Below are 16,096 nucleotides of genomic sequence, written 5' to 3' on the forward strand. Positions count from 1 at the left end.
TCGGCGCCGTCCTGGTGAATAGATGTCTGCCGGAATGGTATGAGACCGAGAAGGCCGCCCACCGGCTGCCGGAGAACTCGGATTCGATGGCGAGTCGCTACCGCCGCGCAGCGCGCCGGTCGCCAAGCCACATCCGCTGGATCGACCGACCGACTATCGAGCGACGGCGGAGGTCCGACGACCGCGCAGCGTGGGGCGAAGACGCGGCCTGCGCACTTCCAGCGCATCCGCCGCGACCGACGGGTCCTGTACTCGGGTGTTCGCCGCCTCGATCCACACCGTGGCGTCCAGCATGTCGTGCCGCGACCGCTCGGTGCCGCGCACGGCGGCCTCGCAGCGGCGGGCGAGGTCGCGCCGATCCGTGCCCGGCTGTTGCGTCGGCTCGAGCACCACCTCGGCGATCATCCCGCGCGAACGCAACACCCGGCGCGCGGACGAGGCGAAGGTGTCGACGCCGACGAACCCGGGCACCGTGCACTGCGCGCCGTGCCGGTCCAGATACCGCAACCGCACCGGTTGCACCGCTGTGCCGGTGTCAACCGCCGCCTGGAACAGCGCGGGCCGCATGGTTCCGTAGGCGCGGCCGCACCACGTGGTGCCCTCGGGGAACACGCCGATCCGTTCACCGGCGGCCAGCCGCGCACCGATCGAGACCACCACATCGGGCAGCGCCCGCAGGCGTTCACGCTCGATCGGGACCACTCGCATCAGCTTCGCGAGCCCACCGAGCAGCGGCCAGTCCACCATGTCCGCGCGCGCCACGAACCCGAGCGGCTGCACCGACGCCAGCGCGACAATGTCGGTCCAGCCGATGTGTCCGGTGACGACCAAGACACCGCGGCCGGGCACACCGAAGCGTTCCCGCGGAAGCGCGGCACCGCTCTCGTCCACGGCCGCCCGGTTGTCGACGATCCGCAAGCGCATGCCGAGGCAGCCGAGCAGCATGCGCGCGTATCCGCGCTGCAGCAGCTCGCGCTTGCCGCGCGGAGTCACGACGTGCGCGACCGGGAAGCTGACCAGCAGTCCGGCGACTCCGACCAGCCTCACGGCCACCCGGCCGATACCGACCTGATCGATCGGCTCGAGGCAGCCGGGCCCACAGGGGCTCGACGGCATCCACGCGTGTGCGGCGGCCTGCGCGGGCGGCGCGTCGAAGACCACGGTTTTCACCGTCCCCCGTCGAAGGTGGCGGCGGCGGCGCGTAACCGGTTGAGGTAGCGGGTGTTGATGGTGTCCAGGCCGAGCAGTGCGACGAAGTCGGCGACCGCGAAATCGGGATCGTGCGCGGGTTCACCGCAGATCTCGGCGCCGAGACGTAGGTAGCCACGCAGCAGCGGAGGCAGCTTCGGGCGCGACGGCGGTTCCAGTTCGTCCAGGGTCTTGCCGTCGACGATCACAGGGCGATATGGGCGCACCCGTCGCTCCTGGTCGGAAGCGTGTCTGCCGAGCAGCATGTCGCGCACCCCGCGCACGTTCACGCCGGACGGTTCGACCGGGGTGGCCTGCATCGGCACCGACACGCAGCCCATCACCCAGTCGTAGCCGGTGAGCTGGATGTAGTGCATGATGCCCGCCCACATGAGCGTCAGCACCGAACCGTTGCGGTGGTCGGGCACCACACACGCGCGGCCCATCTCCACGATCCGCATGCCCTCCGGATTCAGCTGGGCGAGATCGAATTCCGTCGCCGTGTAGTACCCGCCCGCGGCCGCCACCTTGTCCGGCGGCAGCATCCGGTAACAGCCGACGAACTCGCCGCAGGCGTCGTCACGAACGAGCAGATGATCGCAGTGCTCGTCGAACCGGTCGGCGTCGAGTCCGGTGCCGGTGTCCGGGATCCGGAAGCCCGGCTCGTTGGCGAACACACCGTAGCGCAGGCGCTGCGCGGCCACGCGGTGCTCGGCGTCGGACGCGACCACCAGCGAATAGCGCGACCGTTCCTCGCCGGAGTCCGTCGGTCGAGCCGGGGCTGTCAACACGGACGAAATAGTCATATCGGTGATGAAGCCAGCTCGACACTGCGAAGGAGCAACCTCGAAGTGTCGCGGCGATGCCGGTTCGGTGAACGAGACGGCGGTCACACCAAGCGTTCACCGAACGGTTCCAACGCGTTCGTCCATTCGAAAGCGTCTGTGCCGCCGCGCATCCGCGTTTGCCTCCCAACGCAACCACACCGGCCCCACCCCCACTTCCGAGCGAAGCGAGACCGAGCATTCCCCGTTCGCGGCCCGGCTCGCGTCCGAGCGACCGCCGCGTCCGCGACGAAGTCACCAGCGTCGGTCGCTCGGACGCGAGCCAAAAGGGGGCCGCGAACCCGCCGCGCCCGCGCGGCCAAAAACACAGCAATCAAGCCGCACGCTGCTCCGGAGCTCGTTCCTTTGTCGGGGTCGTCTGCTCCTCGGCGAAGCCGGGGCGCCCGGTGCCGACGAACGCGACCAACCAGGAGGCGACCGCGGCGAAGCGGTTGCGGAAGCCGACCAGGTAGAACAGGTGCACCGCGAGCCATATGAACCAGGCGATCAGACCGCGGAAGGTGATGCGCTCGTTGAGTTTCGTCACCGCGCTGAACCGGCTGATCACCGCCATGCTGCCCTTGTCCCAGTACTTGAACCCGGTGCCGGGCTGCTTCTTGCGACGGATGATGTCGGCAGCGTGCCTGCCCTCCTGCATGGCCACTGGCGACTGGCCGGGGTAGCCGTTGAGCGAGGTCATGTCGCCGATGGCGTAGATGTCGGCGTAACCGCCGACGGTGAGGTCTTGGTTGATCAGCAGCCGTCCGGCCCGGTCGGTCTCGACGCCGGTGGCCTCGGCCAAGATCTTCGCGAACCCACCCGCCTGCACACCCGCCGACCAGACGACGGTCTCGGCCGCGATGCCCTGCTCGACGCCGTCGGGGCCTTTGACGGTGACTTTGCCCTGCTCGATGTCGGTGACGAAGGTGCCGAGCAGCACGTCGACGCCGCTGCGGGTCAACGACTTTTTCGCGTATTCCGACAGCCCTCCGCCGAACGGTGGGAGCACCTCGCCCGCACCTTCCACGAGGGTGACCGAAACCTGCTGGTGGTAATGCCGTTTCGCCAGTTCCTCCAGTTGGCCCGCTACCTCGACGCCGGTTGCGCCCGCGCCGACCACGACGAAGCTCAGCAGCTTGCGGCTTGTCTGCTCGTCGGCGTTCGCGGCCTCGGCGAAGACCCGTTCGATCTGCGCGCGCAGCCGCCGCGCGTCATCGATGGTCTTGAGCGAGAAGGTCTTCTCGGCGAAATCGTCGCGGCCGAAATAGGACTGGCTGGCTCCGGTGGCCGCGATCAACGAGCCGTACCGGATCCGGTGCCGCCCGCCCTCGTTCTCGTAGGTGACGATGGCCTTGTCTGGATCGATGGCGACCACCGTGCCGAGGCGCACATCGGCCTCGCGGTGGCGGCGCAGGATGCCCGCGATCGGCGGCGCGATCTCTTCCGATGCCAGCACACCGGTCGCTACCTGGTACAACAGCGGTTGGAACAGATGCTCGGGCGTGCTGGAGATCAGCACATAGTCCACCCCCGACTTGGCGAGCTGTTTAGCGGCGGCAAGCCCACCGAACCCCGATCCGACAATGACAACACCCGCGGTTTCGATCCCCGCGTCCACGTACTCCATGACAGCCTCCTTCTCTCATTACGAACCGTCATCCAAAGGGCAGATATTTCATGTGTTAGGGCGCATACTTCAGATGACTCTTATCTCGATTCCTAATTAATAGGAGGTGCTGTGGAACTTCGGCAGCTCACCTACTTCGTGGCAGTGTGCGAGGAGCTCAGCTTCAGCGGCGCTGCCGCGCGGTGTTTCATCTCACAGTCCGCGATCAGTCACCAGATCTCCCGGCTGGAACGCGATCTCGGCGTACAACTGTTCGAGCGCTCGACCCGGTCGGTCGTGCCCACCGACGCCACCGCACGGCTAATTCCCCTCGCGAAGCAAATGCTGAGCCTGGAGTCGGCGATCCGAGCCGCCGTGCGCACGGTGGGGCCACGCATCCGGCTGGCCGCGAACATGTCCTTCGCCACCCGCTCGCTGTCGGCGATCGCGGGCGCGCGCGCCACGCATCCGGAGGCGGAGATCGAGTTCGTGATCAAACCGTTCCGCCAGCGCATCACCGCGGTCACCGACGGAGACTGCGATCTCGCGCTGATCCGCGGCCGCGTCGACCAGCCGGGTCTCGTGGTGGAACAACTCTGGGTCGAGGACCTGGTGATCGCCACCTCCAGCGCCCACCCGCTGGCCACCGAAGAGGTGGTGACGCTGGCGGATCTGAGCTCGTATCCACTGCTGTTGCCGCCGGAGCAGGAACAAGTGCTGCTGCACACCGTGATTCGCAACGCGTTCGCCGAGCTGCCCACCGGACCCACCTTCGGACCACCGATCCCGCCGGACCACACCGCAACGCTCGAGCTGATCAATCGGCCCGACGCGTGGACGGTCCTCTACGCGGAGAGCACGACCGAGGGGCTGGTGGTGCTGCGGCTGGCCGAACCCAAGCTGCGCATCCCGGTGTCGGCGGTGCTGCGCGCCGATGCCCGGCGCTCACCGATCCTGACCACCCTGCTCAGCTCGATGCATCGCACCTGAGACCGTCGGTTGACGAATCGGCCGTCGTGCATCGAATAGCCCGAAGATCGGTGCAAACCGCAGGCGCACGAGCCCGAACGCGAACGGCCCCGGACCGAAGTCCGGGGCCGTTCGGGTGCGCCGAGCGGAATCAGCCCTTGTGCGCCTTGACCGCTTCGGTCAGCTGCGGGGCAACCTTGAACAGGTCGCCCACGATGCCGTAGTCCGCGATCTCGAAGATCGGGGCCTCTTCGTCCTTGTTGACCGCGACGATAGTCTTCGAGGTCTGCATGCCCGCGCGATGCTGGATCGCGCCGGAGATACCGAGGGCGATGTACAGCTGCGGCGAGACGGTCTTACCGGTCTGGCCGACCTGGAACTGGCCGGGGTAGTAGCCGGAGTCGACCGCGGCACGCGAGGCGCCGACGGCCGCGCCGAGCGAGTCGGCCAGCGCCTCGACGACGGCGAAGTTGTCGGCGGACCCGACGCCACGGCCACCGGAAACCACGATGGCGGCCTCGGTGAGTTCCGGACGGTCACCGGCGACGACCGGCTCGCGCGAGATCACCTTGACGACGCCCTCTTCCTGTGCGGGCACCTCGACTGTCACCTTCTCCCCCGCGCCCGCCTGCGCCGATGCCTCGACGGCGCCGGGGCGGACCGAAAACACCGGCACGTCGCCGGTGGCCTTGGCTTCGACGGTGAACGCACCACCGAAGACGGAGTGGACCGCGCTGCCGTCCGACTTCACGTCGATGACGTCGATCAGCAGACCGGAGCCGATGCGAGCGGCGAGGCGACCAGACACCTCCTTGCCCTCGGCGGTGGCGGCGACGATGACCGCGGCCGGGGAGGCCGACTCGGTCAGCCCGGCCAGCACGTCGACCTTCGGGGTCACCAGGAAGTTCTCCACATCGTCGGACTCGGCGATGTAGATCTTCTCGGCGCCCGCGGCGGTCAGCGCGTCGGCCAGCTTCTCGCCGGTGCCGGCCGCGCCGAGCACGACGGCGGCCGGCTCGCCGAGGGCGCGGGCGGCGGTGAGCAGTTCGGTGCTGACCTTCTTGATCGCACCGTCGGCGTGCTCGACGAGCACAAGTACTTCTGCCATTTGTGTTCTCTCCTAAGAAGTCTCAGATCTGGAGGGCGAAACGAGCGACGATCCCGAAGCGGCTCGCCCCGCCCGACCGGGTGCGGTGTCCCGCACTAGCACTGCCGAGATCAGATGATCTTCTGGCCGATCAGGTACTGGGCGACCTTGGTGCCGCCGTCGCCCTCGTCTGCCACCTTCTCGCCCGCGGTGCGCGGGGGCTTCGGGGTGGCGGCGGTGACGGCGGTGCCTGCGTTCGCGACACCCACGGTCGACGGGTCGACGCCGAGGTCGGCCAGCGTGAAGGTCTGCACTTCCTTCTTCTTCGCGGCCATGATGCCCTTGAAGGACGGGAAGCGTGGCTCGTTGATCTTCTCGGTGACACTCACGATGGCGGGGAGGGTGGCCTCCAGCTTGAAGACGCCGTCGTCGGTCTCGCGCTCGCCGGTGATCTTGTCGCCGTCGACGGTCAGCTTGCGCAGGTGCGTCAGCTGCGGCAGGCCGAGGTACTCGGCGATGATCGCGGGCACGGCGCCCGCGCGGCCGTCGGTCGCCTCGTTGCCCGCGATGACCAGCTCGACGCCCTCGACCTGGCCGAGCGCGCTGGCCAGCACCCAGGCGGTCTGCACGGCGTCCGAGCCGTGGATCGCAGGGTCGTTGATGTGGATGGCCTTGTCGGCGCCCATGGACAGCGCCTTGCGGATGGCCTCGGTGGCGCGGGCGGGGCCTGCGGCCAGCACGGTGACCTCGCCGCCCTGGGCCTCCTTGAGCAGCAGCGCCTCTTCGACGGCGCGCTCGTTGATCTCGTCGAGCACGGCGTCGGCGGCTTCGCGGTCGAGGGTGAAGTCACCATCGGTCAGCTTGCGCTCGGACCAGGTGTCGGGAACCTGCTTGATGAGTACGACGATGTTCGGCATCGGTCTTCGTCGACCTCCTGTTCTAGGTACACGTATGTGGTGGTCGCACGAGCATGGCCGTACGTCCGTCTGAGTGGCTCAGGCCGTGACATTACCCTACGTTAAGTTACCCACGGGTAACTCAATGGCTTCTCTCTCACACCCCATATCGGACGATATGGTGCGCCGGATCGGAGGCCTGACGCGATCATCGCGAAACGCCTACGGCACCGCCGGACGAAGTCCGCCCGTAGGTAGCCCCGCGCCGAGCCGAGCGCAGGCGAGGCAGCCGCACATATGGCACCGCCGGACGAAGTCCGCCCGTCGCCCCGCGCCGAGCCGAGCGCAGGCGAGGCAGCCGCACATATGGCACCGCCGGACGAAGTCCGCCCGTCGCCCCGCGCCGGGCCGAGCGCAGGCGAGGCAGCCGCACATCGAGGCCGCCGGGTGCGAGTTTCCCCCAAAGAGCCAGTAACGTCGGAGTGATGAGCGAGGCTGTGATCCCTGCCGCAGTGGGCGACCCGACGGGCATTACCGCAGAACCCGAGTCGACTATCGGCACCGCCGAACCGCTGCCGCTGACCGGCGAGCGCACCGTCCCCGGCATCGCCGAAGAGAACTACTGGTTCCGCAGGCACGAGATCGCCTACACCCGCCTGCTGGATCGCTGCGCGGGTAAGACCGTCCTGGAAGCCGGTTCCGGCGAGGGCTACGGCGCCGACATGATCGCCGACGTGGCCACCAAGGTGGTCGGCCTCGACTACGACACCAGCGCCGTCGAGCACGTGCGCGCGCGCTACCCGCGCGTCGAAATGCTGCACGGCAACCTCGCAGCCCTGCCGCTGGAGGACGCCTCGGTCGACGTCGTGGTGAACTTCCAAGTGATCGAACATCTCTGGGACCAGTCGCAGTTCCTGCGGGAGTGCCTGCGCGTGCTTCGCCCCGGCGGCGAGTTGCTGATCAGCACGCCCAACCGGATCACCTTCTCCCCCGGCCGCGATACCCCGCTCAATCCGTTCCACACCAGGGAGCTGAACGCCGACGAGCTGACCGAGCTGCTGGTCGATACCGGATTCGAGGTCGCGCAGATGATCGGCGTGCACCACGGGCCGAGCCTGAAGATGCTGGACGCCAAACACGGTGGATCGTTCATCGACGCGCAGATCGAACGGGCGCTGGCCGGCGAGCCATGGCCCGCGGAACTGACCGCGGACGTCGCGGGCGTCACCGTCGAGGATTTCGTGCTGATCGCCGAGGACATCGACGCGAGCCTCGACCTGGTCGCCATCGCGGTGAAGCCTTGACCGACCGCAGTACCGTGCCCGGCGGGCACTCCGCGAGCCCGGTACCGGGCCAATTCACCTTGGTCCTGCACTCCCACCTGCCCTGGCTGGCCCATCACGGCCGCTGGCCGGTCGGCGAGGAATGGCTCTACCAGTCCTGGGCGGCGTCCTATCTTCCGGTCGTCGAGGTGCTGAGAACCCTTGCGGCCGAGGGGCGTTCGCATCTACTCAGCCTCGGCATCACGCCGGTGCTCGCGGCCCAGCTGGACGACCCGCACTGCCTGGCAGGCATGCACCACTGGCTGGGCAACTGGCAGCTGCGCGCGGACGAGGCCGCCATGGCGGGCAACGTCGCGCTCGGCAGGCACGAACACCGCCTGGCTGCCGCGGCACTGGCCGAATTCGAGCAGCGCTGGCGACACGGCGCAGCGCCGGTCTGGCGCGAACTGGTCGACGCCGAAACTATCGAGTTGCTCGGCGGGCCACTCGCCCACCCGTTCCAACCGCTGCTCGATCCGCGGCTGAGGCAGTTCCAGCTCACCGAAGGACTGGCGGACGCGCGGCACCGCTGGGGCCACACGCCCACCGGGATCTGGGCCCCCGAATGCGGGTACACACCGGGTATGGAGGTCGGATACGCCGATGCCGGTGTGACGCATTTCATGGTCGATGGGCCCGCACTGCGCGGCGACACCAGCCTCGGGCGGCCGGTGCGCGAGTCCGACGTGGTCGCGTTCGGACGCGACCTGCAGGTGAGCTACCGGGTCTGGTCACCGAAGTCCGGTTACCCCGGCCACGGCGCCTACCGTGACTTCCATCACTACGACCACGCGACAGGTCTCAAGCCCGCCCGGGTCACCGGCAAGACGGTCGCCGGACCGGACAAGGCCCCCTACGACCCGGAGCTGGCCGACGCGGCGGTCGACCGCGACGTGGACGACTTCGTGCGGACCGTGCGCGAGCGGTTGATCGCCGAGTCCGCCCGGATCGGGCGCCCCGCGTTGGTCGTCGCCGCGTTCGACACCGAACTGTTCGGACACTGGTGGCACGAGGGTCCGCAGTGGCTGGCCCGAGTGCTGCGCGCGCTGCCGGAAGCGGGCGTCACCGTCGGCACGTTGGCCGACGCGCGCGACCGCGGCTACCTGGGCGAACCGGTGCCGCTGGCCGACTCGTCCTGGGGCTCGGGCAAGGACTGGCGGGTGTGGGCCGGCGACCAGGTGCGCGACCTGGTCGAGCTCGACGACGACATCGTGCGGCTGACGCTGGACACGATCGACAAGATGCGCGCGGCCCAGGGCGGCGCGCCCGGCCTGCGCGATCACGTGGCCGACCAGTTGCTACGCGAAGCGATCCTGACCGTGTCCAGCGATTGGGCATTCATGGTCAGCAAGGACTCCGCCGCGGGCTACGCCCGCGACCGCGCGCACCAGCACGCACACGCCGTGCGGGAAATCGCCGCGGCCGTCGGAGCGGGCCAAGTCGCCAAAGCACGACAGTTGGCGGCAGGATGGGGGGCGGCCGACGGACTCTTCCCCGGTGTGGACGCGCGGCGACTCGGCTCCGCGGGGGCCGTACCCGGCACCACCGAAACAGCGCCCGCCGTCGCGCCGGGATCGGGCCCCGCCACCGCGCAGCAAGGCTCCGCCGCAGAAGGACATACATGAAGATTTTGATGGTGTCGTGGGAGTACCCACCGGTCGTAGTCGGTGGACTCGGCATGCACGTGCATCACCTCGCCACCGAACTGGCCGCGGCGGGCCACGAGGTGGTCGTCTTGTCCCGACGTCCTTCAGGCACCGACTCCTCGACCCACCCCACGCACTCCTTCATCGCCGATGGGGTGCTGGTCGTCGCGGTCGCGGAGGACCCGCCGGTGTTCGACTTCGGCGAGGACATGCTCGCCTGGACGCTGGCCATGGGCCATGCCATGGTGCGCGCGGGCGTCGCCCTCGGGAAGCCTGGCATCGGTGACGGCTGGATCCCCGACGTGGTGCACGCGCACGACTGGCTGGTCGCCCACCCTGGTATAGCGCTGGCCGAGTACTACGACGTGCCGCTGGTGTCGACCATGCACGCCACCGAAGCCGGACGGCACAGCGGCTGGGTCGCGGGCAAGGTCAACAAGCAGGTGCATTCGGTCGAATGGTGGCTCGCCAACGAGTCCGACGCGCTGATCACCTGCTCGTCGTCCATGCAGGACGAGGTGGAACGGCTGTACGGGCCGGAACGGATCCCGATGACGGTGATCCGCAATGGAATCGACGTGGGCGCCTGGACCTTCCGTCCACGTTCACCGCGCACCGGTCCGCCCCGCGTGCTGTATGTGGGCAGGCTGGAGTACGAGAAAGGCGTGCAGGACGCGATCGCGGCGCTGCCCCGCATCCGCCGCGCCCACCCCGGTACGACCCTGACCATCGCCGGTGTCGGCACCCAGTTCGAGTGGCTGCGCGAGCGCGCCCGCGTACATCGGGTCGCCCGCGCGGTGATCTTCGCCGGGCAGCTCCACCACAAGGAGTTGCTCGGCTGGCTGCACGGCGCCGACGCGATCGTACTGCCCAGCCGGTACGAGCCCTTCGGCATCGTCGCCCTGGAGGCGGCGGCGGCGGGCACTCCGCTGATCACCTCGACGGCGGGCGGCCTCGGCGAGGCCGTGATCGACGGGGTGACCGGCGCGTCCTTCGCGCCCGCCGACGTCGACGGCCTGGTCGAGGCGGTCCGCGCCACCCTCGACGACCCCGCCGCGGCGCAGCAGCGAGCGCACGCCGCCCGCGAACGGCTCACCGCGGATTTCGCGTGGGACATGGTGGCAGCGGAAACCGCCCAGGTGTACCAATCGGCCAAACGCCGGGTGCGCAATCCGCTGGGCCGCCCGGCCATCATCGACCGCCCGCTGCCGGAACGCGATCCGAAGTAGTGCACGGCCGCGATCGTGCGCGGCTCAGGCCGTATCTCCTCTCGCATGAGCGGAGCCCTCCGTGGTTACGCTTCGCTGCCGCCTCCGGGCTTGACCGCTCATGCCACATCCCCTCTCGCATGAGCGGAGCCCTCCGTGGTTACGCTTCGCTGCCGCCTCCGGGCTTGACCGCTCATGCCACATCCCCTCTCGCATGAGCGGAGCCCTCCGTGGTTACGCTTCGCTGCCGCCTCCGGGCTTGACCGCTCATGCCGTGAGCTTCTTCACGATGCGCTCGACGGTGAGCCAGGTGCGGGTCGTGATGTCCTTGCCGTAGGTCTTGTCCAGCCAGGCCATGAAGTCCGGCGTCTTGCCGGGCACGCTGTTGTCGATGACCGCGAGAAAGGCGCGAGCCGCCTCGTCGTAGCCGATGATCCGGGTGAGCGGATCGGGTTGAGTGGGCAGCGTTCCCGGCGCCTCGACGGTGCCCTTGAGAAACGTCGCGATCAGATATGTCCCGCGCCCGTGTGTGAGTCCTGGGAAGGGGTCGGTGTCCAGCAGCGCGCGAAGTTCTTCGTAGCTGCGGATGATCGTGCCGCCGCCGATTCCGAGTTCCCGGTTCAACGCCTGCTGGATATGGTCCTCCAGCGCGGGAACATCGGTGCCTTGGCTGCGGAACACGATGTTGCCGCTGGTGAGCACCGACGCGACCCCCTCGAACCCGAGCCCATCGAACACCGCCCGCAATTTCGCGTTGCTCATGTTCGGATTGCTCGGCATGATCCCGCGCAGCAGTGCGGCGTACCTGTTCATGCCGGGGAACCTACTCGCTTGCCCCGACAGATCGGCGGACCCGCGGGGGCGGCTAGGCCGTCTGGGTGGCACCGTTCTTCTTGCGCGCGATATCCTCCAGGGCCGCAAAGTATTTCGCGCGCTCCTCGGCGCCCGCCTCCCAGACCTCCTTGCGATTCTTGACCACCTTGGCCGGCGCGCCGACGGCGATGCTGTAGTCCGGGATCTCGCCCTTGACCACGGCGTGCGCGCCGAGCACGCAGCCGCGGCCAACGCGGGTCTCGCGCAGCACGGTGACCTTGGCGGCGATCCAGGTGTCAGGGCCGATGCGGACCGGGCTCTTCACGATGCCCTGATCCTTGATCGGCATCGTGATGTCGTCCATCTTGTGGTCGAAGTCGCAGATGTAGCACCAGTCCGCGACCAGGGTCGATTCGCCGATCTCGATGTCGAGGTAGGTGTTGACGACGTTGTCCTTGCCGAACACCACCTTGTCGCCGATGCGCAGCGATCCTTCGTGGCAGCGGATCGCGTTGCCGTCGCCGATGTGCACCCAGCGGCCGATCTCCATCCGGCTCAATTCGGGCGTCGCGTGGATTTCGACGCGACGACCGAGGAACACCATGCCGCGCAGCACGATGTGCGGGTTCGCCAGGCGGAACTTGAACAACCGGTAATAACGCACCAGATACCAGGGCGTGTACGCCCGGTTCGCGAGCACCCAGCGCAGCGAAGCCGTCGTCAGAAAGCGCGCCTGCCGCGGATCCCGACGGCGCGATCCGCGCCAGCGCGAACGCAACGGTGCGCCCCACATGCTCGTCACGAACGGTTCTCCTGTCGTGGTCCTACGGGGTGTCGCCCACCTCGGCGGCGACGGTTAGAGCCTATCGCCCGGGGCGAGGACGGCGACGAGCACCCGCGACGACAACGACGGGACTCGTGCACCCCTGCACAGCGCTCCCGTACAGTGACTCGTGCGCCGGCGACGGCGCCCCCGAACCCGCGGGCGAAAAGACCGAACCGGGACCGTGGTTCGACACCGTTAGTGTCGTGCGAGCCATCGACGACAGGAGTGCGGCAGGTGCGAAGCGGCGGCGTACTGGCTACTTCCATGTGGCGACCGTCCCGGATACGTGCTGCGGCCGTGCTGGCCGCGGTCGGTGCGCTGGCCTTGGCGGGCTGCGGCACCGACGTCGACGACATCACCGTCGGTCCGGGCAAGGGCTGGCCCGCCGCGTTCCACGACGGCCGCAACGGTGCAACCAGCCCGGTCAGCGGCGCCAAGAAGATCGCGCTGAGCTGGACGCGTCCGGTGGGCGGGCCGCTCGCCGAGGCGGTCACGCTGGGTCCCGACGGTCAGCTGTTCGTCACCACGCGCCTACCGAACTGCGCGATCTTCTCGTTCCAGATGGCCACCGGGCGCAAGCGATTCTGCAACGCGCTCGGCCCGAGCGCGATCTCCGCACCGTCCGTGGTCGACGGCATGACCAACGTCTACGTCGGCGATGACAGTGGCGTAAACGCGTTCAACTATCTCGGGCAGCCGCGCTGGCGCACCCCGGTGGCGGGAACTCCGGTGTCGGCGCAATTCACCGGGGACGGAAATCTATTGACCGTCACCCAATCCGGTCAGGTCGACGTGCTGTCCCGGCAGACCGGCGATCGCGTCGTGCCGACAGCGCAACTGCTCGGCGAGCCCGATTTCCTCGAGCACCCCGACCTCACCTGGCCCGCCGCGGGCCAAGGGCTGGACGACTGCGCCACCGGAGGGCCGCAGTGCCCGGTCGCGAACATCTCCCCGATCGACACCTCGAGCGGCCGCTTCTATGTGACGCTGTGGAAGCCGGGCGAGCCGACCGCGGCGCTGGTCGCCCTCCGCTACGCGGACGGCAAGATCCAGCAGGAGTGGAGCGCCGGACTGTTGGAGCGCGGCAGTGCGACCAGCCCCGCCCTGTCCGCCGACGGCAGCACCGTCTACGTCGGCGACAACAGCAACCGCCTGATCGCCCTCGACACCGCGGACGGGCGCACCAAGTGGGTCCGGCAGCTGGCCTGGGCGCCGCGCGGGGGCATCTCGGTGTCGAGTGCCGGACTGATCATCCCCTCCGGCGATGACGGCTACCTGATCGCGCTACGCGACAAGGGCGACGCCGTCGAAACCGTGTGGGAACGCAAGGATCTCGCGCTGCGTGGCACGCCGGTACAGACGGCGGACAACATCGGCTACACCGCGGCGGCCATCGCCGACGGCCTGAACCTGATCACGTTCGACACCGAGACCGGCGCCACCGTCGATTCCGACGTGCTTCCGAACGCCCAGGGCACCACCACCGGGACCTCGGTCGGCGCCAAGGGTGAGATCGTGGTCGCCACCCGCATCGGCGAGATCTTCGCCTTCAAACCAGAGTAGGCGCGGAAACCGCCGTGCACAGGAACACCACTGGGGAACGGCCGATCCTGGTGATCACCAGCGTGTAAGGCTGGGAGCCTGCCGGTTTCAGCGTGCGGCGAAGTCTATCCGGATCGACCTCGACGCCACGGGCCAGGATTTCCAGCGGACCACAATCGTGGCGGCGCAGGGCGGCGCGCAGCGTCTTCTCCCGATAGTCGAGACGTTCGATGACGCGGAAGCCACGCACGCCGTCGGGGACGCGGTCGCCGGTCAGGTAGGCGATCCGCGGATCGAGTTGCCAGAGACCATGTTTCGCGGCGTAGTGGCGGACCAGGCCCGCGCGGACCACCGCGCCGTCCGGGTCGATGATCCACTCGCCCGGGTCCCGCTCCGGGATGTCGTCCGGATCGGCGCCGGTATAGGTGCGGACCGCTCCGCCGGTGATGAGCACGGTCGCTCTGCGGGTGACGCCCGCCTCGGCGAGACCCGGCGACCACAAGCATGCCTCACGGACGGCGCCGTCGAGCGAGACCACCTCGATTTCCCCGGGCCAGTCCATGCGGTCGAAGTCCAGTCCGGGAGCGCACTTCACGACCAGATCGCGGCCCGCGTACGCGGCGAGCAGATCCGGAAGGGGCGGCTGGAGTTTCGCCGGATCGTGGGTGCGGCGCCCGTCGGCGCGGCGGGCCGGGTCGGCGACCACGACCGTGTCCCTGCTGACCGGGACCAGCGCGTCCGCCTTGGCCAGCAATAAGTTTCGGTTTCCGGACAGATTGTGTGCGGCCATCGACAGCCGTACGTCGTCCAGATCGCTCCCGATCACCGAAGGGCAGACACGCGCCAGCTCGATAAGTTCCGCGCCTATCGAGCACGTCACGTCGTGTACCGCCCGACCGGCCAACCGGGCAGCCCGCTGCCGGGCCACCATTGTCGGAGTCGCCTGCTGCAGCGCGTCGTCGGTGAACAGCCACTCCACGGCGTCGGCCAGCTTGGCGGCCGCCCTGCGGCGCAATCGCACTGTCTCGACGAGCGCCGCTGCCCACGAGCCCTGGTCGCGACGCACCCGCTCCAGGTCGCGCAGGTGCGTCGCCCGGGTCAGCTCCAGCCGGTCCACCTCGGCCAGCGCGGCGGCGCCCGCCGCGCTCCCGAGAAAGGCGACGTCCGCACGGCGGAAGCCGTACCCCACTACTTGGCGGAAGCGCTGGACTTCACGCCGGTGATCATGGCGTTGTAGAAGAACTGGCGCGGCACCACGCGACGCATGACCTTCTCGTCCACCCAGCTCAGGCCGATCCAGGCGCGGTACATCGCCACCCGGTAGCGCCAGGTGAGCTTCTCGGCGGGCACCGCGGCCTCGAACGTGCGCACCGGCCAGCCCCACAACGCGGCCGTGAATTCCTCGGTGGTGGCGGCCACGTCGACGGCGCCTGCCGAACGCGCCATGGCCTCCAGGTCACGCGGATCGAAGGTGTGCAGATCGACCACCGCCTCCAAGGCCGCCGCGCGCGAGGACTCGTCCAGCTCCTCCTGCGGACGCCGCCAGTCGCTCAGGATCGGTAGCTTGGTGACCGTGGTGGTGGCCTTCCAGGTGATCCGGCCCAGCCAGCGTGCGTAGAAGTTGCCTGCCGTGGTCGGCTCACCCGCGAATACGAAACGGCCGCCCGGCTTGAGCACGCGCAGGCACTCCTTCAGCGCCAGCTCGACGTCAGGGATGTGGTGCAGCACCGCGTGGCCGACCACCAGGTCGAAGGTGTCGTCCTCGTAGGGAATGGTCTCCGCGTCGGCGACCCGGCCCTCCACGTCCAGCCCGAGGTTCTGTGCGTTGCGCAGCGCGACCTTGACCATGCCCGGCGACAGGTCGGTGACCGAACCGGATTTCGCCACGCCCGCCTGCATCAGGTTCAGCAGGAAAAAGCCGGTACCGCAGCCGAGTTCGAGCGCCTTGCCGTAGGGCAGCGGCGCCGGGCCGACCGCGGCGTCGAACCGGCCGCGGGCGTATTCGATACAGCGCTCGTCGTACGAGATAGACCATTTGTCGTCGTAGGTCTCGGCTTCCCAGTCGTGGTAGAGCACCTGGGCCAGCTTCGTATCCTCCAGCGCTGCTGCGACCTCCGCCTCGGTGGCGTGCGGGTTCGGCGCGGGGTCGTCGGGACGTACCGTCATGGT

14 protein-coding genes are annotated in these 16,096 nt (G+C 68.7%); 5 read left to right on the top strand and 9 right to left on the bottom strand.

What is annotated here, in order from left to right; all coding sequences use genetic code 11:
- Nucleotides 1–153: 153 nt before the first annotated feature.
- The 3 genes from OHB12_RS15860 to OHB12_RS15870 all read right to left on the bottom strand — a co-directional run bounded on the left by OHB12_RS15860 (nucleotide 154) and on the right by OHB12_RS15870 (nucleotide 3,639).
- On the bottom strand, nucleotides 154–1,170 hold the full coding sequence (locus tag OHB12_RS15860; protein ID WP_327120276.1) for a lysophospholipid acyltransferase family protein: 1,017 nt from the start codon (nucleotides 1,168–1,170) through the stop codon (nucleotides 154–156).
- Entirely contained in the window at nucleotides 1,167–1,994 is an 828-nt protein-coding gene (locus OHB12_RS15865; protein WP_327120278.1) for a GNAT family N-acetyltransferase, read from the bottom strand. Before OHB12_RS15865 ends, OHB12_RS15860 begins: the two co-directional genes overlap by 4 nt.
- Before the next feature lie 352 nt (nucleotides 1,995–2,346).
- Complete coding sequence (locus OHB12_RS15870; RefSeq protein ID WP_327120280.1) at nucleotides 2,347–3,639, bottom strand: NAD(P)/FAD-dependent oxidoreductase; 1,293 nt, start codon at nucleotides 3,637–3,639, stop codon at nucleotides 2,347–2,349.
- A 111-nt stretch (nucleotides 3,640–3,750) separates the two neighbouring features.
- On the opposite strand from OHB12_RS15870, the gene OHB12_RS15875 reads away from it, so the two are divergent.
- Complete coding sequence (locus OHB12_RS15875) at nucleotides 3,751–4,608, top strand: LysR family transcriptional regulator (RefSeq protein WP_327120282.1); 858 nt, start codon at nucleotides 3,751–3,753, stop codon at nucleotides 4,606–4,608.
- Between the two features lie 130 nt (nucleotides 4,609–4,738).
- Here the strand turns inward: OHB12_RS15875 and OHB12_RS15880 are convergent, their stop codons facing one another.
- Together OHB12_RS15880 and OHB12_RS15885 are read right to left on the bottom strand one after the other, a co-directional pair.
- The gene (locus OHB12_RS15880; protein ID WP_327120284.1) at nucleotides 4,739–5,695 is read right to left on the bottom strand and encodes an electron transfer flavoprotein subunit alpha/FixB family protein; all 957 of its coding nucleotides are present in this window, start codon (nucleotides 5,693–5,695) and stop codon (nucleotides 4,739–4,741) included.
- Nucleotides 5,696–5,805: 110 nt separating this feature from the next.
- Nucleotides 5,806–6,591, bottom strand: coding sequence for an electron transfer flavoprotein subunit beta/FixA family protein (locus OHB12_RS15885; protein WP_327120286.1), 786 nt, complete (start codon nucleotides 6,589–6,591; stop codon nucleotides 5,806–5,808).
- 464 nt (nucleotides 6,592–7,055) lie between these two features.
- Between OHB12_RS15885 and OHB12_RS15890 the strand changes: the two genes are divergently transcribed.
- Genes OHB12_RS15890 through OHB12_RS15900 form a run of 3 tightly spaced genes read left to right on the top strand, consistent with a single transcriptional unit; the run spans nucleotide 7,056 to nucleotide 10,767 of the window.
- A complete protein-coding gene (locus tag OHB12_RS15890) occupies nucleotides 7,056–7,874 on the top strand; it encodes a class I SAM-dependent methyltransferase (RefSeq protein ID WP_327120288.1) in 819 nt (272 codons plus the stop codon).
- The gene (locus OHB12_RS15895; RefSeq protein WP_327120290.1) at nucleotides 7,871–9,517 is read left to right on the top strand and encodes a glycoside hydrolase family 57 protein; all 1,647 of its coding nucleotides are present in this window, start codon (nucleotides 7,871–7,873) and stop codon (nucleotides 9,515–9,517) included. The genes OHB12_RS15890 and OHB12_RS15895 overlap by 4 nt, the downstream gene beginning before the upstream one ends.
- The gene (locus OHB12_RS15900) at nucleotides 9,514–10,767 is read left to right on the top strand and encodes a glycosyltransferase family 4 protein (protein WP_327120292.1); all 1,254 of its coding nucleotides are present in this window, start codon (nucleotides 9,514–9,516) and stop codon (nucleotides 10,765–10,767) included. Before OHB12_RS15895 ends, OHB12_RS15900 begins: the two co-directional genes overlap by 4 nt.
- Nucleotides 10,768–11,013: 246 nt before the next feature.
- Here OHB12_RS15900 and OHB12_RS15905 read toward each other — a convergent pair whose 3' ends face one another.
- Both OHB12_RS15905 and OHB12_RS15910 read right to left on the bottom strand, forming a co-directional pair.
- A complete protein-coding gene (locus OHB12_RS15905) occupies nucleotides 11,014–11,559 on the bottom strand; it encodes a DUF1697 domain-containing protein (RefSeq protein WP_327120294.1) in 546 nt (181 codons plus the stop codon).
- A gap of 52 nt (nucleotides 11,560–11,611) precedes the next feature.
- On the bottom strand, nucleotides 11,612–12,361 hold the full coding sequence (locus OHB12_RS15910) for an acyltransferase (RefSeq protein ID WP_327120296.1): 750 nt from the start codon (nucleotides 12,359–12,361) through the stop codon (nucleotides 11,612–11,614).
- Between the two features lie 288 nt (nucleotides 12,362–12,649).
- Between OHB12_RS15910 and OHB12_RS15915 the strand changes: the two genes are divergently transcribed.
- Entirely contained in the window at nucleotides 12,650–13,948 is a 1,299-nt protein-coding gene (locus tag OHB12_RS15915; protein WP_327120298.1) for an outer membrane protein assembly factor BamB family protein, read from the top strand.
- Here the strand turns inward: OHB12_RS15915 and OHB12_RS15920 are convergent.
- Nucleotides 13,935–15,116, bottom strand: a complete 1,182-nt coding sequence (locus OHB12_RS15920; protein ID WP_327120300.1) for a class I SAM-dependent methyltransferase — start codon at nucleotides 15,114–15,116, stop codon at nucleotides 13,935–13,937. The genes OHB12_RS15915 and OHB12_RS15920 overlap by 14 nt on opposite strands.
- Nucleotides 15,116–16,093: a class I SAM-dependent methyltransferase gene (locus OHB12_RS15925; RefSeq protein WP_327120302.1), complete on the bottom strand. Its 978-nt coding sequence runs from the start codon at nucleotides 16,091–16,093 to the stop codon at nucleotides 15,116–15,118. Before OHB12_RS15925 ends, OHB12_RS15920 begins: the two co-directional genes overlap by 1 nt.
- Nucleotides 16,094–16,096 lie beyond the last annotated feature (3 nt).

Origin of the sequence: Nocardia sp. NBC_01730, assembly GCF_035920445.1 — a bacterium.
Lineage (GTDB): Bacteria > Actinomycetota > Actinomycetes > Mycobacteriales > Mycobacteriaceae > Nocardia.

Bases quoted from the DNA above. Each gene is read 5' to 3' on its own strand.
- OHB12_RS15905 (WP_327120294.1), bottom strand. From the start codon at position 11,559: ATGAACAGGTACGCCGCACTGCTGCGCGGGATCATGCCGAGCAATCCG.
- OHB12_RS15925 (WP_327120302.1), bottom strand. From the start codon at position 16,093: ATGACGGTACGTCCCGACGACCCCGCGCCGAACCCGCACGCCACCGAG.
- OHB12_RS15900 (WP_327120292.1), top strand. From the start codon at position 9,514: ATGAAGATTTTGATGGTGTCGTGGGAGTACCCACCGGTCGTAGTCGGT.
- OHB12_RS15890 (WP_327120288.1), top strand. From the start codon at position 7,056: ATGAGCGAGGCTGTGATCCCTGCCGCAGTGGGCGACCCGACGGGCATT.
- OHB12_RS15915 (WP_327120298.1), top strand. From the start codon at position 12,650: ATGTGGCGACCGTCCCGGATACGTGCTGCGGCCGTGCTGGCCGCGGTC.
- OHB12_RS15865 (WP_327120278.1), bottom strand. From the start codon at position 1,994: ATGACTATTTCGTCCGTGTTGACAGCCCCGGCTCGACCGACGGACTCC.
- OHB12_RS15880 (WP_327120284.1), bottom strand. From the start codon at position 5,695: ATGGCAGAAGTACTTGTGCTCGTCGAGCACGCCGACGGTGCGATCAAG.
- OHB12_RS15870 (WP_327120280.1), bottom strand. From the start codon at position 3,639: ATGGAGTACGTGGACGCGGGGATCGAAACCGCGGGTGTTGTCATTGTC.
- OHB12_RS15885 (WP_327120286.1), bottom strand. From the start codon at position 6,591: ATGCCGAACATCGTCGTACTCATCAAGCAGGTTCCCGACACCTGGTCC.